This window comes from Pedobacter sp. PF22-3, from assembly GCF_026239555.1.
Classification (GTDB): Bacteria; Bacteroidota; Bacteroidia; order Sphingobacteriales; family Sphingobacteriaceae; genus Pedobacter.
Genome location: NZ_JAPIVP010000025.1, coordinates 1 through 26,653, shown reverse-complemented (window position 1 = coordinate 26,653; position 26,653 = coordinate 1). Strand labels below are relative to the sequence as shown.

Annotated in this window: 26 protein-coding genes; 20 read left to right on the top strand and 6 right to left on the bottom strand. The window is 37.3% G+C overall.

All coding sequences use genetic code 11. The annotated features are described in order from the left end of the window. The first annotated feature begins 9 nt into the window (after window positions 1–9). The 12 genes from OQX63_RS22080 (at window position 10) to OQX63_RS22025 (ending at window position 11,150) form a co-directional block, all read left to right on the top strand. Window positions 10–993, top strand: a complete 984-nt coding sequence (locus OQX63_RS22080; protein ID WP_265852970.1) for a hypothetical protein — start codon at window positions 10–12, stop codon at window positions 991–993. 15 nt (window positions 994–1,008) lie between these two features. Beyond that, complete coding sequence (locus tag OQX63_RS22075; protein WP_265852969.1) at window positions 1,009–1,494, top strand: DUF4280 domain-containing protein; 486 nt, start codon at window positions 1,009–1,011, stop codon at window positions 1,492–1,494. Between the two features lie 5 nt (window positions 1,495–1,499). Further along, the gene (locus OQX63_RS22070) at window positions 1,500–4,253 is read left to right on the top strand and encodes a hypothetical protein (protein WP_265852968.1); all 2,754 of its coding nucleotides are present in this window, start codon (window positions 1,500–1,502) and stop codon (window positions 4,251–4,253) included. A 40-nt stretch (window positions 4,254–4,293) separates the two neighbouring features. Beyond that, a complete protein-coding gene (locus tag OQX63_RS22065) occupies window positions 4,294–4,974 on the top strand; it encodes a hypothetical protein (protein WP_265852967.1) in 681 nt (226 codons plus the stop codon). A 47-nt stretch (window positions 4,975–5,021) separates the two neighbouring features. After that, entirely contained in the window at window positions 5,022–5,798 is a 777-nt protein-coding gene (locus OQX63_RS22060; protein WP_265852966.1) for a hypothetical protein, read from the top strand. A gap of 436 nt (window positions 5,799–6,234) precedes the next feature. Next, the gene (locus tag OQX63_RS22055) at window positions 6,235–7,194 is read left to right on the top strand and encodes a hypothetical protein (protein ID WP_265852965.1); all 960 of its coding nucleotides are present in this window, start codon (window positions 6,235–6,237) and stop codon (window positions 7,192–7,194) included. Then, the gene (locus tag OQX63_RS22050) at window positions 7,191–7,622 is read left to right on the top strand and encodes a hypothetical protein (protein ID WP_265852964.1); all 432 of its coding nucleotides are present in this window, start codon (window positions 7,191–7,193) and stop codon (window positions 7,620–7,622) included. Before OQX63_RS22055 ends, OQX63_RS22050 begins: the two co-directional genes overlap by 4 nt. A gap of 403 nt (window positions 7,623–8,025) precedes the next feature. After that, window positions 8,026–8,292, top strand: a complete 267-nt coding sequence (locus OQX63_RS22045) for a hypothetical protein (protein ID WP_265852963.1) — start codon at window positions 8,026–8,028, stop codon at window positions 8,290–8,292. A 43-nt stretch (window positions 8,293–8,335) separates the two neighbouring features. Continuing rightward, window positions 8,336–9,244, top strand: coding sequence for a hypothetical protein (locus tag OQX63_RS22040; RefSeq protein ID WP_265852962.1), 909 nt, complete (start codon window positions 8,336–8,338; stop codon window positions 9,242–9,244). 47 nt (window positions 9,245–9,291) lie between these two features. Continuing rightward, window positions 9,292–9,552 (top strand): hypothetical protein, encoded by a 261-nt coding sequence (locus tag OQX63_RS22035; protein WP_265852961.1) that lies wholly within the window; start codon window positions 9,292–9,294, stop codon window positions 9,550–9,552. A gap of 422 nt (window positions 9,553–9,974) precedes the next feature. Continuing rightward, window positions 9,975–10,418, top strand: coding sequence for a hypothetical protein (locus OQX63_RS22030; protein WP_265852960.1), 444 nt, complete (start codon window positions 9,975–9,977; stop codon window positions 10,416–10,418). 69 nt (window positions 10,419–10,487) lie between these two features. Further along, window positions 10,488–11,150: a hypothetical protein gene (locus OQX63_RS22025; RefSeq protein WP_265852959.1), complete on the top strand. Its 663-nt coding sequence runs from the start codon at window positions 10,488–10,490 to the stop codon at window positions 11,148–11,150. Between the two features lie 83 nt (window positions 11,151–11,233). On the opposite strand, the gene OQX63_RS22020 is transcribed toward OQX63_RS22025, so the two are convergent. Then, window positions 11,234–12,127, bottom strand: coding sequence for a LysR family transcriptional regulator (locus OQX63_RS22020; RefSeq protein ID WP_265852958.1), 894 nt, complete (start codon window positions 12,125–12,127; stop codon window positions 11,234–11,236). Between the two features lie 76 nt (window positions 12,128–12,203). Between OQX63_RS22020 and hutH the strand changes: the two genes are divergently transcribed. Then, window positions 12,204–13,739, top strand: coding sequence for a histidine ammonia-lyase (gene hutH, locus OQX63_RS22015; protein ID WP_265852957.1), 1,536 nt, complete (start codon window positions 12,204–12,206; stop codon window positions 13,737–13,739). Window positions 13,740–13,757: 18 nt separating this feature from the next. Beyond that, a complete protein-coding gene (locus tag OQX63_RS22010; RefSeq protein ID WP_265852956.1) occupies window positions 13,758–15,764 on the top strand; it encodes a urocanate hydratase in 2,007 nt (668 codons plus the stop codon). Window positions 15,765–15,843: 79 nt separating this feature from the next. On the opposite strand, the gene OQX63_RS22005 is transcribed toward OQX63_RS22010, so the two are convergent. Together OQX63_RS22005 and OQX63_RS22000 are read right to left on the bottom strand one after the other, a co-directional pair. Then, entirely contained in the window at window positions 15,844–18,357 is a 2,514-nt protein-coding gene (locus tag OQX63_RS22005) for a PAS domain S-box protein (protein ID WP_265852955.1), read from the bottom strand. An 87-nt stretch (window positions 18,358–18,444) separates the two neighbouring features. After that, complete coding sequence (locus OQX63_RS22000) at window positions 18,445–19,350, bottom strand: LysR family transcriptional regulator (RefSeq protein ID WP_322974539.1); 906 nt, start codon at window positions 19,348–19,350, stop codon at window positions 18,445–18,447. A 97-nt stretch (window positions 19,351–19,447) separates the two neighbouring features. Here OQX63_RS22000 and OQX63_RS21995 point away from each other — a divergent pair, with 97 nt between their 5' ends. After that, on the top strand, window positions 19,448–20,077 hold the full coding sequence (locus OQX63_RS21995; RefSeq protein ID WP_265852954.1) for an NAD(P)H-dependent oxidoreductase: 630 nt from the start codon (window positions 19,448–19,450) through the stop codon (window positions 20,075–20,077). Further along, window positions 20,049–20,333 carry a putative quinol monooxygenase gene (locus OQX63_RS21990; protein WP_265852953.1) on the top strand — a complete coding sequence of 95 codons (285 nt, stop codon included), beginning with the start codon at window positions 20,049–20,051 and terminating at the stop codon, window positions 20,331–20,333. The genes OQX63_RS21995 and OQX63_RS21990 overlap by 29 nt, the downstream gene beginning before the upstream one ends. Here the strand turns inward: OQX63_RS21990 and OQX63_RS21985 are convergent, their stop codons facing one another. Both OQX63_RS21985 and OQX63_RS21980 read right to left on the bottom strand, forming a co-directional pair. Beyond that, complete coding sequence (locus OQX63_RS21985) at window positions 20,334–21,185, bottom strand: EamA family transporter (protein ID WP_265852952.1); 852 nt, start codon at window positions 21,183–21,185, stop codon at window positions 20,334–20,336. It abuts the gene before it with no gap. Between the two features lie 117 nt (window positions 21,186–21,302). Continuing rightward, on the bottom strand, window positions 21,303–21,650 hold the full coding sequence (locus OQX63_RS21980; protein ID WP_265852951.1) for a hypothetical protein: 348 nt from the start codon (window positions 21,648–21,650) through the stop codon (window positions 21,303–21,305). Window positions 21,651–21,767: 117 nt separating this feature from the next. Between OQX63_RS21980 and OQX63_RS21975 the strand changes: the two genes are divergently transcribed. Together OQX63_RS21975 and OQX63_RS21970 are read left to right on the top strand one after the other, a co-directional pair. Further along, window positions 21,768–22,298, top strand: coding sequence for a superoxide dismutase family protein (locus tag OQX63_RS21975; protein ID WP_265852950.1), 531 nt, complete (start codon window positions 21,768–21,770; stop codon window positions 22,296–22,298). A 118-nt stretch (window positions 22,299–22,416) separates the two neighbouring features. Next, on the top strand, window positions 22,417–22,950 hold the full coding sequence (locus OQX63_RS21970; RefSeq protein WP_265852949.1) for a biopolymer transporter ExbD: 534 nt from the start codon (window positions 22,417–22,419) through the stop codon (window positions 22,948–22,950). A 536-nt stretch (window positions 22,951–23,486) separates the two neighbouring features. On the opposite strand, the gene metK is transcribed toward OQX63_RS21970, so the two are convergent. Next, window positions 23,487–24,737: a methionine adenosyltransferase gene (gene metK, locus OQX63_RS21965; RefSeq protein ID WP_265852948.1), complete on the bottom strand. Its 1,251-nt coding sequence runs from the start codon at window positions 24,735–24,737 to the stop codon at window positions 23,487–23,489. Window positions 24,738–24,960: 223 nt separating this feature from the next. Here metK and OQX63_RS21960 point away from each other — a divergent pair, with 223 nt between their 5' ends. Both OQX63_RS21960 and OQX63_RS21955 read left to right on the top strand, forming a co-directional pair. Beyond that, window positions 24,961–25,842, top strand: coding sequence for a diacylglycerol/lipid kinase family protein (locus tag OQX63_RS21960; RefSeq protein WP_265852947.1), 882 nt, complete (start codon window positions 24,961–24,963; stop codon window positions 25,840–25,842). Window positions 25,843–26,025: 183 nt separating this feature from the next. Next, the gene (locus tag OQX63_RS21955) at window positions 26,026–26,376 is read left to right on the top strand and encodes a translation initiation factor (protein WP_265852946.1); all 351 of its coding nucleotides are present in this window, start codon (window positions 26,026–26,028) and stop codon (window positions 26,374–26,376) included. Window positions 26,377–26,653: the final 277 nt, after the last annotated feature.

The following is a 26,653-nucleotide window of genomic DNA, read 5'->3' as shown; positions in this document are numbered from 1 at the left end:
CGCTTGGTTATGGAAAAAGTAAGTAACCTTTCAAATTCTGCAGCTCAGGGTAAAATTAAGCTCAATATCGATCATGCGATTGATTTTGCTCCAAGGCCACGTTCTACAAAGGGCTATGGTATTACCATTAAATATTATGACGAAGGCAATCAAGAAGCGACAAAAAGATTAGATTACCAGATCCACCTCAAGGTAAACCAATTTAGGGATGAACATAAAGTTTGGCAGTTATGCTTTGATAAAACAGAACTTTTCATAGATCGGCACGAACCCGATTTTGTGGGCGAACAGTTAGCCAGTATGGCCATGAACGCCATTTATCCCTTAAAAGTTGATGTAAATTCAAAAAATGAAATATTCAGGGGAATTGTTAATCATAATGAGATTTTAGACCGCTGGAAACAGGTAGCCGAAAAGATCTCCGATAAGTATGAAGGGAAATACGCAGAACTATATTTAGAAAAGATGGAGAAAAAGATATCAGATAGGTTTGAGCTTGAATATGCATTAAGGGCAGATATGTTCTGGAACGTGTTTTTTCATCCCCAATACCTAAAATACGATGGTAACTTATCTCAAAAAAGCACATTGTTTTTTCCTGTTATCGCTTATAAAAACATGGCTTTCGAAGGTGTTCAATCTGTTGAGCCTAACTATACCGATTATGGGACATTCAAAGTAAATTTTTTTTCAGAAAGAGAGCTAACTGAAGAGCAAAAAATACAAATGAGGCAGGAAGGCCCTTTAAAAATGAAATTAAATGCGGCCTTTGATTTAGATCAGAATGGAGCATTGCTTAAACATGCGCGTGTAGATTGGAATTTATATCGTAAGGAAAATGGCAAAGAAATAAGCATTAAACGCATAACATTTTCTGCTTACGAAATTGAAAGCAGCATTCAAAAAGCAGATCAGCAGTTGTTAATTCAAGAAGGAAATAGCAGTTTTCCTGTTGAAAAGAAAAAAGGATTTTGGGCAAGGGTATTGGGTTAAATAAAGGAGAAAAGAATGTCACAGAAAGAAATCATTGTACAAGGTGCCACCTGCCAATGCCAGTTTGGTACCACAACCGATAAATTGAAAGTGCTTACCCAGCAAAAGCATTATGTAAACGATAAAGATGGCGCACAAAAATTAATTGCGTCTCATGTAGATATCGGAATGACTTTTGAAAAAAACACCTTTGGCCAATGTAAACTTCAGCCAACCCCAGGTGGTTTTAAACCCTGTGTACCTGCACTAACCGAATGGAAGGGCATGTATAAAGATATGGTATTAATTAACAGTGGGCAGGTTTTGGTAGAAGATAGTAAAGGTGTTTGTACCATTAGTGGTTCGCCCTGTATTTTTTTTGCTAAAACAGGGCAGAAAGGGCAACCTTCTCAGCAGAATATTGATAATGCCGATGAAGAGCAGCAATCACAGATAAATCCATTGGTGAATATAAAGGAGCTTAATAAGGCTGATTTTTACGAATTTTTAAATGCTGAATAAAGATTATGGCCAGAGGTATAAAACATTGTTATTGGAAAAAGAATAATGGTCATCTAGGCCAGGTAGTTTTGGGTGGAGAATATCTGCTTAACGTAGATGATATAAATGAATTTATTGTTGATGAAACCTGTATTGAAGAATCTAATAAAAATAAACAGGCAACTGTAAATGGAGCGAGGTGGGCTTTTATATACAATGATTTTTTTAAAGATGTTCAAAAAAGTAACGATAACTCTTTATGGGGAAATCTTTCTGGCGGAACAGTTGCGGTAAAAAAGTGGGGGCTGGGAACCCGGTATAAAGTTGGAAGTAGTATTAAATTCGCGCCTACAGGATCAACCTTTTATTATGGTTTTAAGCAACGCGTTGAAGTGTTTAGCTTTGAACCAGGCTCTGGCTTTTACTTTTATGTAATCCCTATGGCCAAGCCTAGTATTATTTTTGCTTATTTTACCGAAAGTGAACGTGTTCGAAGGTACGGTGAGTATATCCGCTATCAGATAGCTTTTCATGGATATAATATGGATAAAGGCAAGTCTTACATGGCTAAGATGTATCTTTTCGAAAAAGAACGCGCCGCTGCATTTCGCGATACCAAAGCCTTTGAGGAAAATAATCTTTGGGATAAAGTAAAAGTATTTGATATCAGTGGAGCAGCATCGGCTAATGATTATAACTTTAGATTTAACAGCGGCTTTCCAATTGATATTTCATGGAAAAAAGGAGAAAACCGGCTAAAGAATTTTACCATTGCCCTCGAAGTTTATAGGAAAGATAAAGACAGAAGTGGTAAGGAGCTACTCCATTTAGTAACTACCAAAAATTTTGCTGCCGAACCCACTATGGACCTGCTTAAGTACGACCGCAACATACTTAAACTCGAAGATTTAGATAGCAAACCCTCTGAATCAAGCCGATTTATGGTATCCGAAGAATTGATGGATAGCTATTTGAATCGAATTGAAGCACAGAAGGTTAACCAAATCCAATACATTGGAGACGTACGTTACACGCGTAAGGAATCTGATCCATGCGGATTTTCATCTATTACCGTTAAAAGTGATGATGCGGAGGTGATTATCTTTGATGAAGACGCTACAGATAAACCGATTGATCAAACCGCTCAAACATTTGACATCATTGCTGGAGATAACCGAAAAAATATCAGTATAAAAGTTGGTAAGTTGACTACAAAAGGAGTACTATGTAATGGCCTGCTTTTGGAAGCCGGACAAAAACATAGTGAACAGAAAAATCTTTTCCAGATAAATCGTGTAATGCCTGCGTTAAGACTTAACGGGGGGGTATTTGTTACCAGACCCGATATGAGTCAAAAGGATGATTATGATGTACAGCCAGATACCAAGAGGGGTCCATCAAAAGATGTAAGTGAAACACAGGAATGGCAGTTAAACAGAGATTATAAATTCAATGGAGATGATGAAGCGGTATTGATGCTAAGGTATGTTTATAACAAAACATTTTTAGAAAAGGCACAGAGTGCCATATCAACACAGACAAGTGATGCGGTGAATGGCTATTGGGTTTTCAATTATTTTATTTTGGATGAAGCTAAATCTCAAAGTTATTATCTGCCGGTAAGTACTTGCCGTTATCCAAATCAGCTAGTTAAAATACGCGTTTTTCCTGATATGGAATGGGAATTGGCAGCTTTAATTGCAATACCCGGAACGCGTAAGGTAACCCTAAAATTTACGTCAACCCGCGAGGATTTAAGAGGATATCATAACAATTTTAATTTTAGGCATGTAACGAGAGAATTGGAGGCAAAGGCCGAAACAGAAGAAAAAGTAGGGGTCGATTTTACCTTAAAAGCAGCTACAAGTGGTACCGAATTTGAGGCTGGCTATAAAATTGAAAATGCCATTAAAAAGGTTGTTGGCACATTTAATGCCGTTTATCGTGGTCTTGAAGTATTTGATGGAAGAGGTGCCAATGCTGGCGGTTCTGCCGCAGTTAGAACAGGATCTATTCGTACTTTCGAATTTAATATTGATCCGCCCAATGTTGGTATCGCCATAAAGTGGAAGCATGCCCTAGCGAAATTAGACAAGAACAAAGGTAAAGTAGGCACAAGGATAGAGGGAGGAGTGGCATTAAAGCCTTTTGTTGGTATCGGAATTACCGTAGATCTGGTTGCTATTTTAGGTAAAGTTGGGGGCATGGTTGGTAAAGCTGTTCAATGGATTATTGAAGCATTGGAGTACGCAATAGATAATCTTGATATCTATTTTAATTTTAAACTAAATGCAGAAATTGCTGGAGAAGTATCTCTCGGATACCATAACCTTGATGGTTGGGATTCAGGCTTAAAACGTGAACTAAAAATCAAGGTAAGCGCATCCTTAGAAGCGGGTGTTGATTACGAAGGAACGGTTATTGCTACGGTTACCGGAGCTGCTCTCCCAGTTGGAACTACAGAAGAAACCGTAGCTACGTTTAAAGCAAAGGCATCAATTGGTGGTGGGGTAGAGTACAGCGAAAATTGGGACGCAGATAAAGGCGGGATATTTAAAACAGTGCAGGTGAAATTTACTGGCATGAAAGCAGAAATAGAAGTTTATTCTGCATTGGTTCGTAGGAAAAAAACGGTACATAATCCAGAATGGGAAGAAGTTTCTAATAAAAAAGTGGATGTTAAAGCAAAGAAAGAATTTGTGTTATTAAATGAAAGCATTTGGTATGGTCCAGAAAAAATTTATACAGATCAAGATGATAAAAAAGCAGCAAATAAATAAATTTAGAGTTATTCTTTTTTCGGTTTTATGTTTTATGGGGATGAATAGCTGCAAAAGTGAAGGGGTTAACCCTGTTCTGGAAAGAGGGAAGCCAATTGATCTTGCTAAGGTCGATTTCCAAAAACTCAATCTAGATAACTTCTTTGCGAAACTTGCTTATTCAAAGGAAAATGTAATGGGTGCTGATAAACATACCAATATCAAGGATACGCCCATCAAGATTAAATGGTTTACACTTTATAATATAACGGAACAGCCTTTAATAGAACGTTATAAAAAGAGGGAAAACCACGTGATAAAAAAGGGTGAAGCTTATGGCGATTTGTTCAGTATCGATCGTACAGCTCCTCTACTAAGCATGCGAAATCCAGATTTGAGAAGCTTTGGTTATTGGAATTCCAAAGAAATTGGATTCAGCAGTATTTATACAAGTTCCACGGCCAACAATAAATTAATAAGGATAAGGTTACAAACAGGTAATCTACATAATACCGGCTTAAAAGAATATAATGCATTATTAACCGACTTAAAAGCAAAAAACAAAGGTGCTACATTTAAAGAGCAACCGCAGTCAACCGGCGTTACAAATTACGAATGGTGGGCAAAAGATAAAGTTATCCAACTTAGTTTCGGGAAATCAGAAGATGCAAATTTCTTTGAACTAGCAATTGCCTACTTAAATCCAGATACCAAAGGATATTTAAAAGAGTTCGGGAATTAATTTTACCTGCGTTAACTAATTGATCGATTATAATTAATACAAACTCAATGGGTGTAAAGCCGATTTACGAATTGTTTATAGATGCCAGAGGCTGTTATTTCGAACTTCTGGTAAATGATATCCCTTTTTATTTCCATTATAAATTGGGAGCAACCTCATTCCGTTTACCGATTAATAATTTTATCCCGAAAAGTGGAAAACAGAGCATCACCTTAAAAATGCTATCGGTAAACGAGGGCGAGGAGTTTCCGGTAGGGGCAGAGGTAATTTTGAAAATTGAAACCTTTGAAAAAAATACCCCCAAAGAACGTAAAGACGTTATGGATTATAAAACCCCCGATTTAAAAACATATACTGCTGGGGTTTTTACCGACAATAAAATATTTGATGCAGATGTTCCATATACTCTATCATATGTTGATTCTGCCGATCTAAAAAAAATTGATCAGACCATTCTAAGAGAGACTTTGGAAAAAGAATACATCAAATATACCGATGCATTTAAAAATAATGACTTAGCTGCTTATCAGAAATTGACCAGCGAAAGGCAGGAGAATATTTTTACTTCGCTCTACGTAGACAGCGAAAGGAGAAAAAAACAGGAGGCATCCTATTTAAGTGGTGTTATGCATCATCTGGTTAAGTTGCACCCTTTAAAATCATACAGATTGGTTTTTTACAATAATGATAAGTTCGTTGGTTTACAGATGTTAAATGAGGCGCCTGGTGTATATATCGATAACGAAAAGGAGGAAGATGCTTTTATCGAATATGTTTTATTCCACAAAAAAACAGCCAATTCCCCCATATCTATTGTGCTTTAAAATTTTTATCTGAGAAATAATAGGTTCATTCTTTTGCAGGTAGTAATGATTTATGGTGGTAATTAAAAAAAATTAATGACAGCCAAAAGAATTTCAACTATTCTATTCTGCTATTTTCTGCTTTTTAGGCTCTATGTTGTTTGCTCGTTATTCTATTTCTTCATTACCCAAGAAACTAACGAAAGCTTAATCATAAATACCAACGACGGTTATCAACTGACCATTTTCCAGCTTGAATTTTATTTCATCCTTATTGTTTTATACAATTTCAGGCCATCATGTTTTAACAAAACGATTGCTAAAAGCTATAAGCAAGTTGGAAATGAAACAATCTCAATAAAATCTTTTTTTTGGATCGTTTATTCCGGATTTTCCAAATGCTGCATAAATAATCCGAATAAGAAAACAGATTTTTTAAATTTCAATACAGGAGACGATGAATAGGTTAATAAAATTAATTGCATTAGGGATTTATATAAGTTTACAATCCTGTGCACAGAACAAAAAAGATACAGCAGCTGAAAATAAAATCATGGAAAAAATAGAATATCAAAAAGAAGGTATGTTGTTTAAACTAAAGTATGAGCATTTAGATTGTTCTTACGAAATATTATTGAATGATATGCCGATCATTACTTATTTTGGATTAGGTGAGAGATCAGGTTTAACGGTTGATATTAACCAATATATTCTAAAGCCTGGAAAACAGGAAATAACAATAAGAATGTTTCCTGCAAAAAAAGAGGAAAATCTTTTTGTCTCATCTCTTTCTAAGAACTCCTTTGTTAAAATAGATATTACAAAAAACAAAGAGCCGATGACTATGCTCGATCAGCTAAATGCTAAAGGTAAAGGAAACGAATATAAGTGGGAAACATTAGTATATAAAACGCCTCAATTAGAGAAGCCTATGCCATATTCAGAATATAAAACTTCATTTGAAGTGGATGCTAAAGACATTAATTGGAAAATTGTGGGTTGGAGTAAAAGTAAAAAATTAATCAATGATCCAAATATCCATAGAGAAGTTGATGAGTTTTATGACAATTACAAAAAAGTATTGAAAGAAGGCAATCAAAATAAATTTCTTTCATTAGTTAGAAATACAATTTATGAAGAAGCAGCATCAAAACCCTGGAATAAGGAAATTGAAAATCAACTTACAAAGAATATGAGCGATTATGCCGTTGAGAAAAGAAATTTTATATATCCATGTAAGAAGGCAGAGTTAAAATTTTTTGGAAATGGGAGAGTGGTAACTTTAGTGTGTGCAGATACACTTACTTTCGGATATTCTCCGCTGATTTCTAAGACTGCTAAAAATATGATGCCCAAATCACACACCTTCTATCTGCATAAACCAGAAGGTAGCGATAAACTCGAAATTATCAGATGATAAAAGATAGGTTGACTTTTTTTATGTTCCTTTTTATGGGAATTGGTCTTTTTATCTCCAGTATCGCACTATCATATAGAAGTTTAAATGTTCTTTTTACGTATGAAGTAACATCTGGAAAATTAATAGATTTTGCTGAGAAATTAAAAAAGGATAATAAAACAGGTCTCAGTACACAGTACTTTTCTCCAGTTTATCAATTTTATGATAGAAAAGGGAATTTGCATACAATCAATTCTGGTGAATATTCGAATAGTAAATCATTTTCCAGTACGAGAGCTAAAATATATTATAATAAAGAATTTCCTGAAATATCAGTGACAGGTATTTTTCAATTATATATAGTCCCATTAATTTCTGTCTTTTTTTGTGTTGTCTGCTTAGGCATGGCATATGTATTCAGAAAACCAGCTGTTCCATTTCGTTAATAAAAATAAATCTAAGATTGAAATTAGTGATGAGGCAGATGAAGATAAGAATTTATGGAAATGGCAAGCTAGTCACACTGGTTATAACCAATGGTAAGTATAGAAACTGGAATGCTTTGATGAGCAAAACACCTAAAGGAAGGATAACAACCTAGGGAGTAATATTGCACAAACCTAAAAGCTCAAATACTTTCAAAAGTATTAGAAAATCAAGTAAAAACAGAACCCAAATCGCTATAAAATATAACCTTAAATCCGCAAGCTACAGACTTGGATAGTCAAATAATTTTTACATCCCTGTTTGCTTAGAAAAAGAATATAAATGTTTTTTTGGGGTGATTGAACAGCTTTTCTGTTGCATGTGTTGGTTTTCAATTTTACATTCTTATACAAGTATATCTCCATGCAGGTTGATATAAATGCAAGTATAGAAGGAATTGGTTCGGCCGAATCGGAAGCACGTATTGAAGGAAAAGCCGAGTTTGAGGTTAGAGCAACCCTTGATAAAAGAAATGATAAATGTCCAGCTTGGATGAATTTTAATGGACTGACCGCTAAAATTTGGTTAGAGTTTAGTGCAAAAGCTGACACTAAAAAAGACGAAGAAGAACCTGATCATAAATTCTCAATAGTAGATCCTAAAGATCCATGGAATATAGATATCATATGAAAATTAGTTTAACAATATTCTCAATTCTGATGATTTTTTGTAATTGCCAACAAAATCACAAAATAACATTAATAAAAACTCAGAAAAAATTAATAGACAAGAAAGCGCTCATTCAACAACAGGTAAAATAGGCTATATAGCTCACGTTAATGCACTATCTCCTTACGAACTTTATTTGGATGATATACTTGTTGATTTCTACTATGGAAATAATATAAGTAATACAACTGAATTGAATCCTTACTTATTAGGCAATGGAAAACATACCTTAAAAATCAGATTTCTTCCTAAGCAAGATTCTTCTGATCAAATGGTATTGCCAAAAGACATCATTTTTAATGAAACCGCAAGATGGCATATTTATTTTTCAAAAATTGTTTCAGACAAAAATGTTCCACTAGGCTACTCAAATGAAATAGACTATGCTAAAAGCGAGTTAAAGATTCAGGCACCTCCAGAAAAGGTTCCTTTTTGGGAACAGACTTGGGAGGTCGATGTTAAAAGTTTACCTTATCAGGTAAAAGGTTGGAGTGAGAGTCAAGATCTGAAAAAAATAGATAAAACTGTCTTGCAAAAGGAGGTAGTTGAATATTTTTCTAATCTAAAAGATTTGCTCAATACTGGGAAAATTGATGATTTCCGTAAGCTGTGTAAAAAGAGAGATGAGGAATTGGATGTTGTTACCTATACCACGCCAGAAGATTCAAAAATTGATTATCAAAACAACAAAGAAAAAATGTTGAAACTATGCCCTGGAAATATGCAACCATTTGATAATTATGAAATGAAAATCTATGGAAATGGCAAGTTGGTTACACTGGTTATACCCAATGGTAAGTACAAAAACTGGACTGCTTTGATAAGTAAAAAACCCAAAGGACGGATAACAAGTTGGGGAATATTATTACACAAACCTAAAGGCTCAATGACTTTCGAAACTATTAGAAAATAACATAAAAACAGAATTCGGATCTTTATAGGATAAAATTTAAAATAATCTTGGAAAAAACAGGTAATGGGTATCTGGAAAATGAATTGGATATAAAAACTGCTCCTAAATTCAGTTTAACTACAATAAACGACACCTTAGAATTATTCGAATCACAAAGTAATTTAGGCTGCACTGCTATTTTTATTTTATTGTTCTCAGCGATTTTATTTTTTGTAGATAGGGTTACACTTATGGTTTTTTTCTGCTTACCATTACTGCGATCGGATATCTATGGAGATACAAATACACCTTTAAGAGGAAACTTGTAATCATTATCAGCAGAATAGGCGTTGACGAAAAAGATCAATTATATTTATGATCAGAGATGCTTGGCCTTACTTGCTCCGAAGAATTCGACAACGAACGTGCAATGTTTACTGCCACACATTTAAGGTTTGTCTACTACGGTAATGTGAAAAAAATTTATATCGGTGGCTACGATAAATCTATTGAAGAAATTATTCATTACATAGCTATATTTCGGAACAGATAAGCTTATATACGGCCGATATAACTAACTTTAAAACAATTACTTTTCATAAATAGTTTTATATGTGACTAGAATTCTGAATGAATGATGATACGGAAATTGGATTACAAAAACAGGCAATCTTTCATAGAAAAAATAAAGGGGAAGCACTTTCTTTAATAAGATAAATTTATATTGTAGAATATGTTCTATAAAATTTATTTGGAAAACAACGATCTGATTATTGAAACATTCTTTTTAAAGGAGAAAATCGCTATTGATTCAATTGATGACATCATTATTTTCTATAACCGAGGTTTTAATAAACATAAATTATATACTTACTTTAATAAACCAGTACAATATGAATTAACCAGAAGATCTTGGTTTTATCAAATGTTATTTCAAATATTTTTAGCATTTAATACAGAAAAATTTAGAATTTATCGCGCTTATGACAATGAACTTATTACTAGTATGTTTAGTTTGTTAAAGCCTTATCTATCTCCACTTATTAAAACAAAAGATCTTGATTTAGCTCATAGCTTTACATGGATGACTTATGATGAGGGTGGACAATTTAAGCAAATGAAACTTGTTTATAGTAGGGAAGGCTTAGGTTTGAAAAGAGTAATGTTGAAGCATAAGATATTATTGGAAAAATAATAAATAGTTTGGAGTGGATAAAATAGGCTTAAATTAGTCTCTTAATTAGATGTAAATAGCTATTAAAGTATGATTGCCAAAAGAATTTCAACTATTCTATTCTGCTATTTCCTACTTTTTAGGCTCTATGTTGTTTGCTCGTTATTCTATTTCTTCATTACCCAAGAAACTAACGAAAGCTTAATCAGAAATACCAACGACGGTTATCAACTGACCATTTTCCAGCTTGAATTTTATTTCATCCTTATTGTTTTATACAGTTTCAGGCCATCACGTTTTAACAAAACGATTGCTAAAAGCTATAAGCAAGCTGGAAATGAAACAGTCTCAAAAAAATCTTTTTTTTGGATTGTTTATATTGGCCTGCTACTAGCCGTTTTTGGGATACCTGTATTTATATTTAAAGATTCAATTGCCGGTATACTTCAGATAATTACGGTAGCCAACCAGTATATTATTGAAAGATCTGGTTTATTGATAATGGCCACTATTTTTATTGGGTTAAATATAATAGGCTTTTACTACGATTTTATAAATGCTTTTGATCATGCCAATACTCAGTTTTTCAGGTCTTTGTTTGCGTTTATGTTAACCATCCCGATCTCTGCTTTTTTGTATCTTATTTCAATTGTATTACAGAAAAAAGCCGATGCTTTAATCATCATCTGTTTGGCCTTTAACCTTTCTTTTCTGTATCTAACATTATTAGGTTTCTGGAAGCAAAGAAAATAACGCCAACATTAAAAATTTAGATCTCAATCTGTTTCAAAAAGTAAAACTTTGTCTTTAAAACAAACATCGTCTTCTTGGTTATGTTAAACCTTATCTTTCAACAGCAAATGAATCACATTTTTTAGCGCAGGATTCCGGTTAGATTCTTTCCAGATCATGTACAGTTCTGTTCGCTGCGGAATATGGGTAAGTTCTACAAACTTTACGTTTTCCTGGTAACCATATTGCAAGCCAGTAGGTACAATGGCAATACCTAAACCTTCTTCTACCAATTTATAAATGGTGAGCGCATTAACCGATTTATGATAGGTTTTAGGTTTAAAGCCATGGTCTTCACAAATGCTCATCATCAGGTCGTAATAGAAGGGGCTATCGTCACTGGAGAAAAAGATAAAAGGTTCATCACCTAATTTTTTTACTGCTTCAAAACTGGCTTTTTTCATCTGGTGACTTTTAGGCAATACCAGCGAAAAGGTATCCTGATGAATCATGTATTTCGAAATATCAGGTTTAAACTGCTGCATCCGCACGAAACCTAGATCAAGCATATCTTTTTCTAATAATTCGATCTGCAACTTATTGGGCATTTCATCCAGATTAGTACTGATCTCCGGAAAATCTTTATTTAGTTTAAAAATAACTTCAGGTACAATTTTTTGCGCTGCAGAGCCTAAAAAACCGATGCGGAGTTCGCCCTGTTTACCCTCATTAATATTGCTGATCTGTTTTTTAATGTTCTCGATGTGGCTGAACAGAAAATCTACTTCATCTTTAAGATAAAGCCCAGCCTCGGTGAGTGTTACTTTTTTCTTGTTCCGATCGAAGAGTGGCGCATTAAAAATTTCCTCCATCTGCTTAATCTGCCGACTCAGTCCAGGTTGCGAAATAAATAAGCGGTCTGCAGCCTTTCTAAACTTCAGTTCTTCTGCTAAAACCTGAAAATATTTTAAATGCCTAAGCTCTATCTGATAACCCATGGTTATTAAATGATGATGTAATTGGTATTTATAGGTATCAAATATAGGGCTTATTTTTGTTTAAAACCTTCATCACATGAGCGCACAACAGATTTTTAAATATGGAACTGATCATTTAACCGCTAAATTGGCTCTGTCCATCATCAATGGCGAAGTGAAAGGGATATTAAGTGAAAGCACAAGGGAAAAGGTGCACCAAAGCAGCAAGGTTGTGGAGCGGATTGCTATTTCAGGTAAGCCCGTTTACGGTATCAATACTGGATTCGGCCCGCTTTGTACTTCCATGATTTCGGCTGTTGATACCCGTAAACTGCAGGAGAATATTTTAAAAAGCCACGCTGTTGGTGTTGGTGAGCCGATAGATAGTGAAATATCAAAACTGATGCTGGTGTTAAAACTACAAGCCTTGGCACAGGGCTTTTCAGGCATTAAAATCGAAACGCTCGACCGAATGATCTGGTTTTTAGAAATCGGTGCTACGCCTGTTGTACCTAAACAAGGCTCTGTTGGTGCTTCTGGCGATCTTGCTCCCCTTTCTCATCTGTTTTTGCCTTTAATTGGCTTGGGTAAGGTTCATTATAAAGGCGAATTTATCACCACAGCTGAACTTTTAAAAAAGCACCAGATGCAACCTTTACAATTGGGGCCAAAAGAAGGTTTGGCTTTAATTAACGGAACACAGTTTATTGCCGCGCATGCCGTTAAGGTGGTACAACGTTTGGAAAACTTACTTTCATCTGCCGATATTATAGCTGCGTTGATGATTGAAGGCTTACAGGGATCTGAAAAACCTTTTCATGCAGCGCTTCACCAATTGCGGCCATATCCTGCAAATATTGCTGTGGCAGAACAGGTGCGTAAATTATTGGAGGGCTCTGAAATTATGAAATCACATGCCGATTGCGCCAAAGTGCAGGATCCGTACTCTTTAAGATGCATTCCGCAGGTACACGGCGCTTCGAGAACTGCCTGGCTACATTTAAAAGAGGCTTTAGAAATAGAACTGAATTCAGTGACTGATAACCCGGTTATATTAAATGACGACTTAACCATTAGTGGAGGCAATTTTCACGGTCAGCCACTGGCTTTGCCGCTTGATTACGCCTGTTTGGCGGCCTCCGAAATCGGGAATATCAGCGATCGGAGGATTTATCTCTCCCTTGAGGGAAATACCCCAGGCGTGCCAAAATTGTTGATGAAGGAAACCGGACTAAATTCGGGTTTCATGATTGTCCAATATACATCAGCAGCGCTGGCCAGCGAAAATAAAGGTCTTTGTTTCCCGGCCAGTGCAGACAGTATTCCAACCTCATTAGGTCAGGAAGACCATGTAAGCATGGGCTCCATTAGTGGACGTAAAGCATTGCAGGTGATTGAAAACGTGGAGAAAATCCTGGGTATTGAATTATTCTGTGCCGCACAGGCGGTTGATTACCATCAGCCATTAAAACCTGGAAAAATTTTGGCTGCGGTTCATGATTTTGTTCGCACTGAAATTGACCACTTTGAAGAAGACCAGATCATGTACGATAGGATGGAAAACGCCATCGAAATGGTAAAGCAAGGTAAGATTGTAGCCGTTGCCAGCAAAGCAGCATTAGCATTAAATTAAGAATTTAATTTTCAGATTATGGATTTTAAAGCACAGATATTGGCAGGCATTCCTTCAACATTGCCGGCAAAAAGAGATAGAAATCCCATGTTGAGCCATGCGCCGGTAAGGAGAGCCATCTTAAATGTTGAGGAGAAGAAACTGAGCATCAAAAATGCTTTACGTTATTTCCCGAAATCATGGCATCCGAAACTGGCGAAAGAATTTCTGGCTGAACTGGAAAATTACGGACATATTTACATGTACCGTTTTATGCCCGATTATGCCATTTATGCAAGGCCGATAAATGAATACCCATGTTGTACACCACATGCGGCGGCGATTATGCTCATGATCCAAAATAACCTGGATCCAGCCATAGCGCAGCATCCCGAAGAGTTGATTACTTATGGCGGTAATGGCAGCGTGTTTCAGAATTGGGCACAATATCTTTTAACCATGCAGTACCTTGCTACCATGACTGATCAGCAAACGCTGAATATCTACAGTGGGCATCCGCAGGGATTATTCCCCTCGAATGCTGCGGCACCAAGACTTGTGGTTACCAATGGTATGATGATCCCTAATTATTCATCACCAGAAGATCTTGAAAAATTTAATGCTCTAGGTGTAACCCAATATGGGCAAATGACAGCAGGTTCGTATATGTATATCGGACCTCAGGGTATTGTGCATGGAACAGCGATTACTTTAATGAATGCTTTCCGTAAAAAAGGATTTTATGGAAAAGATGTTGCCGGTAAAATTTTTCTAACAGCTGGTTTGGGGGGGATGAGTGGGGCACAAACCAAAGCTGGGAATATTGTAGGCTGTATTACGGTGTGTGCTGAAGTAAACCCAAAGGCTGCAATTAAAAGGCATCAACAAGGTTGGGTAGATGAGCTGATTGAGCATTTGGATGAACTGGTAAAAAGGGTTTTACTGGCCCAAAATGAAAAACAAACGGTTTCATTGGCCTACATTGGAAATGTAGTGGACATTTGGGAACGTTTTGACCAAGAAAATATTGAAGTGACGATTGGTTCCGACCAAACTTCGCTTCATAATCCTTATTCAGGAGGCTACTATCCGGTAGATTTGAGTTTTGTAGAAGCCAATGAAATGATGGCCAATGCATCTGGCAAGTTTAAAGTTTCTGTACAGGAATCATTAAAAAGGCAAGCAATAAGTATTAATAATCACGCAGCTAAGGGTACCTATTTTTTCGACTACGGAAATGCCTTTTTACTGGAATGCAGTAGGGCAGGTGCTGATGTAATGGCCGCGAATGGAATAGATTTCAGGTATCCCTCTTATGTAGAAGATATTTTAGGCCCCTTGTGTTTCGACTATGGTTTTGGTCCATTTAGGTGGGTTTGTGCTTCAGGAAGAGAAAATGATCTTGATTTAACCGATCGCATGGCTAAAGAAGTGATGGAAGAGATTAAACTGGGTGCTCCGGCAGAAATACAACAGCAATTGCAGGATAACATTAATTGGATTAGTGCTGCAAAAGAAAACAGATTGGTAGTGGGTTCGAAAGCCCGGATTTTATATGCAGATGCTGAAGGAAGGGCAAAAATTGCCTTGCGTTTTAACGAAGCCATTAAAACAGGCGAATTATCGGCGCCAGTGATATTGGGGAGAGATCATCATGATGTAAGCGGAACGGATTCGCCTTTTAGAGAAACCAGTAATATTTATGATGGCAGCAGGTTTACGGCCGATATGGCCATTCATAACGTAATTGGGGATAGTTTCAGAGGTGCAACCTGGGTTTCGATCCATAATGGTGGTGGTGTAGGCTGGGGAGAAGTAATAAATGGTGGTTTTGGATTGGTATTGGATGGAACAGAACAGGCTGCAGAAAAATTGCAAAATATGCTTTTTTATGATGTAAATAATGGAATTGCAAGAAGGAGCTGGGCCCGAAATAAGGAAGCGCGCTTTGCTATCGAACGTGAAATGAAACGTACGGGTACTTTAAAAATTACACTGCCTAGCCTGGTTGATGATGAAGTGCTGGATGGCTTGGAAATAGGGTAGGCTTTTAAGAGAAATGCCATTATTGTCATTCTGAGCGCAGTGAAGAATCTTTCATGCTTGGATAGTAAGATTCTTCGTTTCACTCAGAATGACAAACCTGATTCAAAGGTAAAGTAAAATGAAACACAGATCCCTTACCTTCTTCACTTTCAGCCCATATCCTGCCCCCATGCCTTTCTATAATTTCTGCACTTAAATAAAGTCCGATGCCAAAACCTGAGATAGTATGGTTGCCCTGAACACGGTAATAACGCTCAAAAAGCTTATCAATATCATCGGGTTTTATACCTATTCCCTCATCTTTAATCTGAAGTTCAACCTCATTCTCACTAGTATTACAGGTAATCTCTATACGCGTTCCGTTATCCGAATATTTTATTCCGTTACTGATCAGGTTAGAAATCACGTTGCCGATTTTATCCCTATCCGCATGAATATCTACACCACAGGTTGGATTTAATATAATCTGGTGAGAAGATTGTGAAATATAAGTTTCCTCAATGGCTTCTTTCAACAGCTCATCTAAGTTAAAGTTTGTTTTTTCGATCAGTAGCTTGCCCGATTCCAAACGTGACACGTTTAAGAAACCATTGATCATGGTAGTCATTTTTCTGATCTGGCTATTCGTTTTTTCCAGCGCGATCATTTCATAATTGTCTTCGTCTTTTTTAGCTTTGCGCTGCAAAACCTGTACAAATCCATTGATGGCTGTTAATGGTGTTTTTAATTCGTGACTCACCATGCCGATGAAATCATTTTTACGGAGCTCATCTAATTTTTGCTCGGTGATATCAATAAAAAGACCAGAATATTCTGTCATATGGCCATGCTGATCTACAAATACCCTTCCGGTTGCCCTAACCCATTTTTCTTCGCCCGTAATTAAATTGGTTATTGGGTATTCATTATCGCTTGATGAGTGATTATTTAATGCATTTGACAAAGCTGTATTGAATATATCATGATAATCTAGATCGATTGCGCTCATGATATCATCCATTTTAGCGGGTTCATCAAATGGCAGGCCGAGTAAATTTTTAACAAAGCCGGACACCGTAATTTCAAGTGTTTTGGGGTCGATGCTCCAGGTACCCATTTTTCCGGTATCAATTGCTTGAAGCAGCCTTTCTTCACTATCGGCTAACTTTTTGGTATATTGGATCAGGTCTTCGTGTGTTTGGGCGAGTTCTTCATTGGTTGCAGCCAATTCCTCATTTGCCGCTGCCATTTCAACGTTGATATCCTGAAGCTCTTCCTGATAAAGTTTTCGTTCCGTAATATCCGGGCTTACCGAGGCAATTGCAGTTATTTTATCTGTTTCCTGATCTTTTATGGCAAAACCATTCCATTCAATCCAAAATGGAATCCCAGTTTTTTCGTTCCAGAAACGGATTTCCTGTTTGAAATTGTTGCCCCCCAAAACGCCGGGTAAAAGTCTTTCGGCAGCAGGCCTGTCTGCCGGAAAAATAACCTCCAGTATATTTCGATTCTTGCTATTTGCCCAGCCTAACTTTCTTAAAGCTGCAGGATTTAAATATTGGATAGACATATCTAAACCAACCAAAGCGATAAATTCTGAACTGGCTTCGATGAGTTTATTTAAATTTAAACGCTCTAATTCGATTAATTTTCTTTCGGTAATATCAATACATGAACTGATATAACCAGCAAAAGACCCATCGGCGTGGAAACGTGGCGGACCATTAGCTAGCAGCCATCGGTAATCACCTTTTCTGGTCAGGATCCTAAATTCACCAGTAAACGCTATTTTATCCCGAAGAGCTGAAAGATAAATACTCATATATCGATCACTGTCTTCAGGGTGGATCAAATCAGCCCAGCCGAAGGCTAGCAGATCTTTCATCGATCTACCCGTTAAGGTTGTCCATGGTTTATTAAAATAGATCGCATTTCCCTGTTCATCGCCAACGGAAATAAAAATATCGGTTCCCTCAGCCATGGTTTTGAAGCGCTTTTCGCTTTCAGACAGTTGGTTAAACCGCTCTACAACCCTTAATTCGAGTTCATTATTTAAAACATGTAAGGTTTCTTGTGTTTCCTGTAATTCTTCGTTTGTGGCCACCAGTTCCTCATTGGTAGCTGCAAGTTCTTCTACTGTGGCCGCAAGCTCCTCATTCAGTACCTGTTCCCGCTGTAATGCTTCTTCCTTCTCTCGCTCCCTTTCTACAGCCTCACGTCTCAGCACACGCTCGCTTACATCAACTGCCGTATGTAGAACACAGATGGTATTACCTTCGTCATTTTTAATGGCCCGGTATTCAAAATCAAAGTAAAAGGTTTTTAGCTCCCCATCAATGAGGAGGTCGGCAGCAGTATCTTTTCCCGAAATCACCAGGCCTTCCATCCAAACCCTTCTAAACATCTCAATAAAAGGTTGTCCTTTTAATTCAGGCAGGGCATCTTCAAGCGATTTCCCGATCACACACCTGTCTTTCCCCCAAATCCTGAGCATCGCATCATTTGCACTCTGTATAATGGCCGTTTCTCCAACATGTACGGCGGTTGCAGTAGGGGTATAGTTAAAAACTTCTAATAATTGATCGTTACTTAGAAAAGGACTGGATTGACTCATTATGGGATTTTACGACGTGATCTAAAATAATTATTTTACTTAAGTTTCAAAATAAAAATAGACTTAAATTGGGTTTTTCAATAGAAACTATATACTAACCATAACCTCTTTAAAAAGGTTTTTGATTAAATGAATTTCTGATGCATATTGCGTATTTTTTCTACAACCAAAGTATAAAGTGTTGGTGAGTTTTGAGGTACCTTCCCAAATCACCTTTATTTTTTCATCTTCTACTTCTTTTTTGCAAAGAAAATCGGGGATGATAGCCAATCCCTTTCCACCAGATAAGCAGCGGACAATAGAATTGAGGTTAGGTACAATATAGTTTGGACGGAAATCGGCATGCTTGCCAAAGTTAAGCTGCCAAAACCGTAATAGGTGTTCCATATCGCCCGCGGTACCATACCACTTTTGCTGCTTTAACCAGTCTTCCATTCCTGACAGATCTTTCTTTTTAACCAACGTGTCAAAAGCTTGTGCATCAGTTTCTATTCCACCTACTAAAACAATGGTTTCAGAAGAGAAGGCTTCATGTTCTATATGCTGAGAATTGCCTTTTTGCGGGGTAATAATGAGGTCTAAAATACCCTTATCCAATTGATCTAACATTTCCGGATATTCGCCAAAACGGATGATAACGTTAAAAGGCAGGGTAGAGATATATTGCTCAAGCGTAATCTGAAAAGTTTCAAAACACATGCCAACGCTAATGGTTGGGGTATGCTTCTCTGTGCTTTTCTGGAAATGTTTTTCTGCATCCTCTAGTTTGGTCAGAGGTTCTACAATAAAATTATACAAAACTTTTCCTTTTTCTGTAGGAATCATTTTCCTGCCAGTTCGTTCGAATAATTTATAGCCAACATAACTTTCTAATGAACTTAAATGCAAACTTACCCCTGGTTGCGATATAAAAAGATTTTCTGCCGCACCAGTCAAAGTTCCTGTTTTATAAATCGCCTTGAAACTTCTATACCACTCTAAATTAACCATCATCTAAGTATTATAATTCTGATACAAAGCTATGAATTAACTTGTTTTAATAATAGGATTGAGCGCTTTAATTTTGTGTGATCAAAAAAGAAAAAACGAAATGGCAAAAATATTTATTATTAATGGCGGACAAAAATTTGGTCATTCCGGTGGCAGATTTAACGAAACGATAGCGAATGCTACGCTCGATTTTTTTACTTCGCAAAAAGGATTTAAGGTAAAAACTACCAATATTAACCACGAATACCAGCCAAAGGAAGAAGTAGAGAAGTATGTTTGGGCAGATGTTGTCATTTACCACACCCCGATCTGGTGGTTCCAGTTGCCACATGGATTTAAAAAGTATATAGATGTGGTATTTACCGAAGGGCATAAAAAAGGAATTTATGTTAGCGACGGGCGCAAAGCTGAAAATCCAACCCGAAATTATGGTACAGGTGGTATGCTGCACGGACGGAAATATATGGTTACATCATCATGGAATGCGCCAAAAGAGGCTTTTACTTTGCGAGGAGAATTTTTTATGGAAACCAGTGTGGATGATGGTGTTTTGTTCGGCTTTCACAGGATGAATGCCTTTACCGGAATGGAACAAATACCAGGAATTCATTTTCATGATGTAGAAAAGAATGCAGATATTAGGACTGCACTTAAATTGTACCAGGAACATTTAACCGAAAAATTTTTAAATACAGAAATACATGAGCATTTATTTGACAGCAATTGTTAAAAGCAAACAAGAAACGACAGCAGAATTAAGAACGATGCTGCTGGATATGGTCGCAAATTCGCGCAAAGAGGAAGCCTGCATTCAGTACGATCTTCATGATGCGGCAAGCGATCATACTTTTATTTTTCATGAGGAGTGGAAAGATCAGGCAGGTTTGGATCTGCACAATAAACAGTCCTATATCTTAGATTTTGTGGCGCAATCTGGCCGGTTAACAGATGAGATCGTCATTTATAAAACAGAAAAAGTAGCCTGATCATCCTTTGGTATGCCTGGCTGTTAATGATGAGCCTGCGGAAGCAATTACCACAAAAGCTACAGCAAAGCACTCTTTTAAGCTGAGGTATTCTTGTAAAAAAGCGAATGCAGCTAATGCGGCCATGGCAGGTTCTAAGCTCATTAAAATACTAAAGGTCCGGGCAGGAAGCTGCTTAAGGGCTTTCATTTCCAGGGTAAAGGGAATGGCACTTGATAGTAGCGCAAGTGCTGCTCCCAATCCTATTAATTTAGGATTCAGCGTGCTTAAACCACCACCATAAATACCAAAGGGCAAAATGACTATGGTAGCAAATAACATCCCGATGGCAACGGCATCGCCACCTTTCATGATTTTAGAAATTCTACCACCTAAAATGATATAACCTGCCCAGAATACACCCGCCAAAAGCGCCAACAGTACACCAGCTAGATTTAGTCCTGTGCCCGTCCACGGAGTAATTAAGATAATACCGGTAGCAGCAAGTACCACCCAAAGAAAATCAATCGGTTTTTTTGAACCAAAAATGGCAAGTCCCAGCGGACCAACGAATTCTAAAGTTACGCCTAAACCAATCGGAATTCTTGCTATAGCCATATAAAAAACCATATTCATCACACCTAAACACACACCGTACAGGATCACATATTTCCATTGCTTAGCATTAAGTTTAAATAGGTTTGGCCTAAAGGCAATTAGTAAGATTACTGCTGATAAACCAATGCGTAAAGATGCTGTTGCAGCTGCCCCAATCTGTGGAAAAAGGCCTTTTGCTATTGCCGCCCCACATTGCACACTGATAATGGATAGTAAAACAGCAGGTATTGGTGGAATATTGATTTTGCTTTTCATCCAGGGGGGCGTAAAATGAGGTGCAAAACTAGGGGAATTATAGACCGATACTCATTTAAAATAAAAAAAGGAGAATCAGATTACGCTGCTTCTCCTTTCTATTACACGCTGAAGTTATTAACAGAACAGTTCCTGTTCGTCCCTGTTTTCTGTCGGAATTTTCTTCAAAAAATCATCAAACGCCGGACCTTCATTGTCGGAGTATGTGCCATAGGCATCTAATACATAACCAATATTTTTTTCTCCATCTTCTATCAGATACAATACAGAATTATCTGCAGGGTCAGAATCGCCTTCAAAACGATAAGTTTTAACAATGGTCAAATCTTCGGGTTTATAAATTTTCCCGAGCGATTTACTTTGCATCTTACCGTGATCAGATATTTTTAATTCGTTATCTTTTCCTTTCAGCCTCAATTTCTCCAAAATTTGACTTAAAGTGTTCATTTCATTTGGCTGTTCCATAGTATACTATTTTATACTGATTAAACAAGTGGCGCGCGAAATGGTTTTGCCGTCATTCTTTTTAAAGCAAACTAAATGATTGCCAATCTGTTCTTGTTTAAACTAAATTTTAATCATATGAAAAAATATTTTTTAAGCTTAGCAATTGCAGGTGTTGCGCTTGTGAGTGCCTGTACAAAAAACGAAAAAGAAATTGCCCAGGCGACGTTAACCGAAACTGCCGATAATACGAAAACCATCGGGACTGCAAAGTTTTATGAATTGAGTAATGGGAAGATTAAGATGGATATTGAAATGAATTTTGCTGCACGTGCTGATAGCAATGTGGCGGTTCACTTTCATGAACATGGCGATTGTGGCAATATGGGCGAGAACACTCACGGTCACTGGAACCCAACTAAAGAGGCACATGGCAAATGGGGATCTGCGGCTTACCATAGTGGCGATATTGGCAATATCATGTTAGATAGTAAAGGCCATGCCACACTTTCGGTTACTACAGACAGGTGGAGCATAAAAGATGGCGATATTAAGAATATTATCGGTCGTGGAATTATTGTACACGGCGGTACAGATGATTATACCACGCAACCTACCGGTAACTCCGGGCCGAGAGTGGGCTGTGGTGTTATTGAAGCCGTGAAGTAAAATTTATAGTCTGATCGTTTCTTCGAGAAACAAACTTTCTTAAGCGGTTAAATTTTTAGCCGCTTTTTTTATGCAATTTGATCAGGGTTGTCATCATCATTAAAAAAACTAAATCATTATGGCGACTCTAAACGAATCTCAAAGCGGCAAGGCTGTAAAAGGAAGAACCAAAAAAGCAACACCAAGGGTAGATCTTACTGCAATGGTAGACCTGATGTTCTTATTAACTACATTTTTTATGCTTACCACAACACTGAGTCAGTTAAATGCTGCAGATATTGCTAAGCCGGTTAATGAGCATGATATTGATCTTGCTCCCTTTCCCGAATCGCGTACCATGACCATTGTGCTGGGTAAAGATAATAAGGCTGTTTCTTACATGGGTACTTTTGAAAAGGGCAATATGAAAGTAATGCCTGTGGCAGATCTTCAAAAAGAAATTATGGCGAATAAGCTATTGGTTGCAGCTAGCCATCAGAACGATCCATCAAAGCATATGATCGTGATCATCAAACCGGGCAAAACGGCCAAATTCCAAAATTTTGTTGATGTAGTAGATGAAATGAAAATTGCGGATATTAAATCTTATAGCATAGATGATGAGCATTTCGCCGAAAAAGAGTTGTCGTTTATGAAAAATAATGGGCTTTAATATTTTTTATTTTTTTAATCAGGGAATGAATATTGAGTGTTATAGATATTGGTATTGTTTTTTTGGAAAGCAATTGCGGTAGCTTTTTTTAATGTCCATCCTGCTTTTGCTGCAATCTTTTTTGCCTTCACTTCAACTGTGGTTATTAAAGCTTGCTTAGGGTGGCAAAAAAGGATTTTCGCGGCAATCAGGTTTAGATAGGTTAGGTTTTTGCAACGATGTTAGGTTGAGCAGGTGTGCCAGAAAAACTTACGAAGTTGGCCCCTACTTGGGTTAAGCGAAACCTGGTAAGTTTGGCCTGTCAGCACCAAGCCCACGTATGGCAGGGCTTTCGGTACCGATGGATTCAGAACCATGCTTTTCAAAAAAATAGCAACGATTTTCTACTGTTTGGTGAGCCACCACACATGGTGGTGTTGGATGTTACCATCCGACACAGATTTTATACAGTCAGATGGTAACATCTAACTTCACGACAACAAAAAAGGCATTCTGCAATGCTGCAAAACGCCTTTTATAAAAAAATATTTGAAGAATTAAATGCCGAAAGCAGCTTTAACCTGATCTACGTAATCTAATTTCTCCCAGGTAAACAAATCAACTGAAACTGTTTTTTCTTCGCCGTTTGGTGTTCTAAAAGTTTTGGTAACCGTTTCTGGTGTACGGCCCATGTGTCCGTAAGCTGCAGTTTCGCTGTAAATTGGGTTTCTTAACTTTAAACGTTGCTCAATAAAATAAGGGCGCATATCAAAAATCGATTCAACAATTTTAGCAATCTCGCCATCTGTTTTACCCACTTTGCCTGTTCCGTAAGTATTGATGTAAATACCCATTGGTTTTGCAACACCGATAGCGTAAGATACCTGAACTAAAATTTCGTCAGCAATGCCGGCAGCCACTAAGTTTTTAGCGATGTGACGGGTAGCATAAGCTGCACTTCTATCTACTTTACTTGGATCTTTACCCGAGAAAGCGCCACCACCATGGGCACCTTTACCACCGTAAGTATCAACAATGATTTTTCTACCGGTTAAACCGGTATCACCATGCGGACCGCCGATTACAAATTTACCGGTTGGGTTAATGTGGTACTCAATTTTATCGTTAAATAAGTGTGCATAAGCCGGGTTGTTCTTGATGATTCTTGGGATCAGGATATTAACCAGATCAGTTTTAATTTTGGCTAACATTGCGGCTTCTTCGTCAAAATCATCGTGCTGTGTAGAAATTACAATGGCATCAATACGAACAGGTTTGTTGTTATCGTCGTACTCTAAAGTAACCTGGCTTTTTGCATCAGGGCGTAGGTAAGTAATTTCTTTATTCTCACGGCGTAAAACAGCAAGTTCCTGTAACAATTTATGAGAAAGGTTTAACGCCAAAGGCATGTAATCTTCAGTTTCGTTGGTTGCATAACCAAACATCATCCCTTGATCGCCTGCACCTTGTTCTTCTTTACTACTTCTATCTACACCTTGGTTAATATCTTGAGATTGCTCGTGTATAGCAGATAAAATACCACAAGAGTTAGCCTCAAACATGTATTCGCTTTTGGTGTAACCAATTTTCTTGATTACATCACGTGCAATTTGCTGTACATCCAAATATGTTTTAGATTTTACCTCACCCGCCAAAATAACCTGACCCGTAGTTACCAAAGTTTCGCAAGCTACTTTTGATTCTGGATCGAAAGCCAAAAAGTTATCAATTAATGCATCCGAAATTTGATCGGCGATTTTATCTGGGTGACCTTCAGAAACAGATTCTGATGTAAATAAATATGACATTTATTAAATAATTAATGATAAATAAACAAATTTATAATTGCCAAACCCCTTGGAAACAGGTGTTGAAATGATTGAAAGGAGGCATTAGCAATTTTTTTAAGTGGTTGCAATCCGGTCCCGAGGTATCGGGATAGCAAATCAATCCACTTTTTACTGTCGCAAAATTAGCATATTTTCTTTATTTCAAAAATTATAGATTATTTTGTGCACTCAATCTTACACTTTGCACACAAAGATCAATATCCTCTTTATCATAAATCCTATCTCTGGTGGGAGAGGAAAACTGCGTATCCCAGATTTTATCGACAAATACCTGGATAAGGAAAAGTTTAGTCCCAATTTCGTTTTCAGCGAATATGTAGGGCATGCCGGTGAGCTCGCAGATGAAGCTGCCACCAAAAACTTCGATGTAATTATTGCTGCAGGTGGCGATGGTACTATAAATGAAGTAGCCACAAAAGTATTAAAGCACAATAAAATTCTGGGAATTTTACCATTGGGATCAGGCAATGGCCTCGCACGCTTTTTAAATATTTCCAAAAACCTGAGGTATGCGCTTTCCATTATCAATAATTTTAAAATTGATGAAATTGATACGGCCGAGTTTAACAAAAAATGTTTTTTCAACCTGGCTGGAATGGGTTTTGATGCGCACTTGAGTGCTGTTTTTTCGAAAGATAAAAAACGTGGACTATCAGGCTATGTAAAATTGGGCTTTAAGGAGGTTTTTAATTACAAAGCGCAAACTTATCAATTAGAGATAGATGGTAAAGCTTATACCCGAAAAGCCTTCGCCATTAGTATTGCCAATTCATCGCAGTATGGAAATGATGTGTTCATCTCGCCAAATGCTTCGGTGAAAGATGGGTTACTGGATGTTTGCATTATTAAACCTTTTCCAATAATAAAATTGCCACTATTGGGTTATGTAATGTTAAGAGGAAAGGCCGAAACATCAGATATGATTGAAATTATTAAGGGTAAAAATATTAAGATTACAAGAGAAGCTGCCGGAGCGGTGCATGTAGATGGAGAGCCTTTGCAAATGGGCGTGGAGATTGAAGCTGTGGTGAATCCACTCTCGTTAAAAGTAATTGTTCCTTGAGTGTAGCGCTAAGCGTAAAGCGGTTGACGGAGATGATCGATTGGCACTAAACGATGAACTATCAATCATTGACGAATTTGGAGTTGAGCGTTGGGGGTTTGGGGGTTGGGCGTCAATTACCGATTTAAACAATTAACCAGTTAACCCTCATCCATTTCACATTTCCCATATTACATTATAAACATGAAACCAAAGAAAAACAGTTTAAGCGATCTTGGCGGAATTATGTATTCTACCAATCCCGAATTCGAATACGAAGAAGAAGTTGATGATACCATTACCTCGCCGAATAACCAGCAGGATTTAAGGGTAATGTTGGATAAAAAGAACCGTGGCGGTAAAGCTGTAACGTTAATTACTGGCTTTAGGGGACGTTCAGAAGATTTAGAAGTATTAGGCAAATTGCTGAAGACCAAGTGTGGTGTAGGCGGTTCTGTTAAAGATGGTGAAATTATGATTCAGGGTGATGTGCGCGATAAAGTGATGGGTATTTTGCAAAAAGATGGCTATAAAGTAAAAAAGGCCGGGGGATAATATTCGCTTCTTTAGTACCGAACTAAATAAAAAAGAGGTGTCATCCTGAGCGTAGTCGAAGGATCATTTTTTCGTTTGAACCCTCCCCGCAATAGTCTTCGACTCCGCTCAGACTGACAAATGTTGATCGGTTTTACATCTTACAGCTAATTAAACCGAATATGTAATGGTGAAAGAAGTGTTGGGGAAATGACTTTCAGACCTCGTAGGTTTCAAAAATCTGCAGGTCTCCTAAGCAATTTTCGCGTTAGGGATTGTAAGGGTTCAGTACCGATCC

Excerpts from the sequence above, each read along its gene's own strand:
- OQX63_RS22055 (WP_265852965.1), top strand. The coding sequence starts at position 6,235 with ATGAATAGGTTAATAAAATTAATTGCATTAGGGATTTATATAAGTTTA.
- OQX63_RS21975 (WP_265852950.1), top strand. The coding sequence starts at position 21,768 with ATGAAAAAATATTTTTTAAGCTTAGCAATTGCAGGTGTTGCGCTTGTG.
- OQX63_RS22060 (WP_265852966.1), top strand. The coding sequence starts at position 5,022 with ATGGGTGTAAAGCCGATTTACGAATTGTTTATAGATGCCAGAGGCTGT.
- OQX63_RS22080 (WP_265852970.1), top strand. The coding sequence starts at position 10 with ATGGAAAAAGTAAGTAACCTTTCAAATTCTGCAGCTCAGGGTAAAATT.
- OQX63_RS21955 (WP_265852946.1), top strand. The coding sequence starts at position 26,026 with ATGAAACCAAAGAAAAACAGTTTAAGCGATCTTGGCGGAATTATGTAT.
- metK (WP_265852948.1), bottom strand. The coding sequence starts at position 24,737 with ATGTCATATTTATTTACATCAGAATCTGTTTCTGAAGGTCACCCAGAT.
- OQX63_RS22000 (WP_322974539.1), bottom strand. The coding sequence starts at position 19,350 with ATGATGGTTAATTTAGAGTGGTATAGAAGTTTCAAGGCGATTTATAAA.
- OQX63_RS22025 (WP_265852959.1), top strand. The coding sequence starts at position 10,488 with ATGATTGCCAAAAGAATTTCAACTATTCTATTCTGCTATTTCCTACTT.
- OQX63_RS22020 (WP_265852958.1), bottom strand. The coding sequence starts at position 12,127 with ATGGGTTATCAGATAGAGCTTAGGCATTTAAAATATTTTCAGGTTTTA.
- OQX63_RS22010 (WP_265852956.1), top strand. The coding sequence starts at position 13,758 with ATGGATTTTAAAGCACAGATATTGGCAGGCATTCCTTCAACATTGCCG.
- OQX63_RS21985 (WP_265852952.1), bottom strand. The coding sequence starts at position 21,185 with ATGAAAAGCAAAATCAATATTCCACCAATACCTGCTGTTTTACTATCC.
- OQX63_RS22075 (WP_265852969.1), top strand. The coding sequence starts at position 1,009 with ATGTCACAGAAAGAAATCATTGTACAAGGTGCCACCTGCCAATGCCAG.
- OQX63_RS22045 (WP_265852963.1), top strand. The coding sequence starts at position 8,026 with ATGCAGGTTGATATAAATGCAAGTATAGAAGGAATTGGTTCGGCCGAA.
- OQX63_RS22005 (WP_265852955.1), bottom strand. The coding sequence starts at position 18,357 with ATGAGTCAATCCAGTCCTTTTCTAAGTAACGATCAATTATTAGAAGTT.
- OQX63_RS22050 (WP_265852964.1), top strand. The coding sequence starts at position 7,191 with ATGATAAAAGATAGGTTGACTTTTTTTATGTTCCTTTTTATGGGAATT.
- OQX63_RS21990 (WP_265852953.1), top strand. The coding sequence starts at position 20,049 with ATGAGCATTTATTTGACAGCAATTGTTAAAAGCAAACAAGAAACGACA.
- OQX63_RS22070 (WP_265852968.1), top strand. The coding sequence starts at position 1,500 with ATGGCCAGAGGTATAAAACATTGTTATTGGAAAAAGAATAATGGTCAT.
- hutH (WP_265852957.1), top strand. The coding sequence starts at position 12,204 with ATGAGCGCACAACAGATTTTTAAATATGGAACTGATCATTTAACCGCT.
- OQX63_RS21980 (WP_265852951.1), bottom strand. The coding sequence starts at position 21,650 with ATGGAACAGCCAAATGAAATGAACACTTTAAGTCAAATTTTGGAGAAA.
- OQX63_RS21995 (WP_265852954.1), top strand. The coding sequence starts at position 19,448 with ATGGCAAAAATATTTATTATTAATGGCGGACAAAAATTTGGTCATTCC.
- OQX63_RS21970 (WP_265852949.1), top strand. The coding sequence starts at position 22,417 with ATGGCGACTCTAAACGAATCTCAAAGCGGCAAGGCTGTAAAAGGAAGA.
- OQX63_RS22065 (WP_265852967.1), top strand. The coding sequence starts at position 4,294 with ATGAATAGCTGCAAAAGTGAAGGGGTTAACCCTGTTCTGGAAAGAGGG.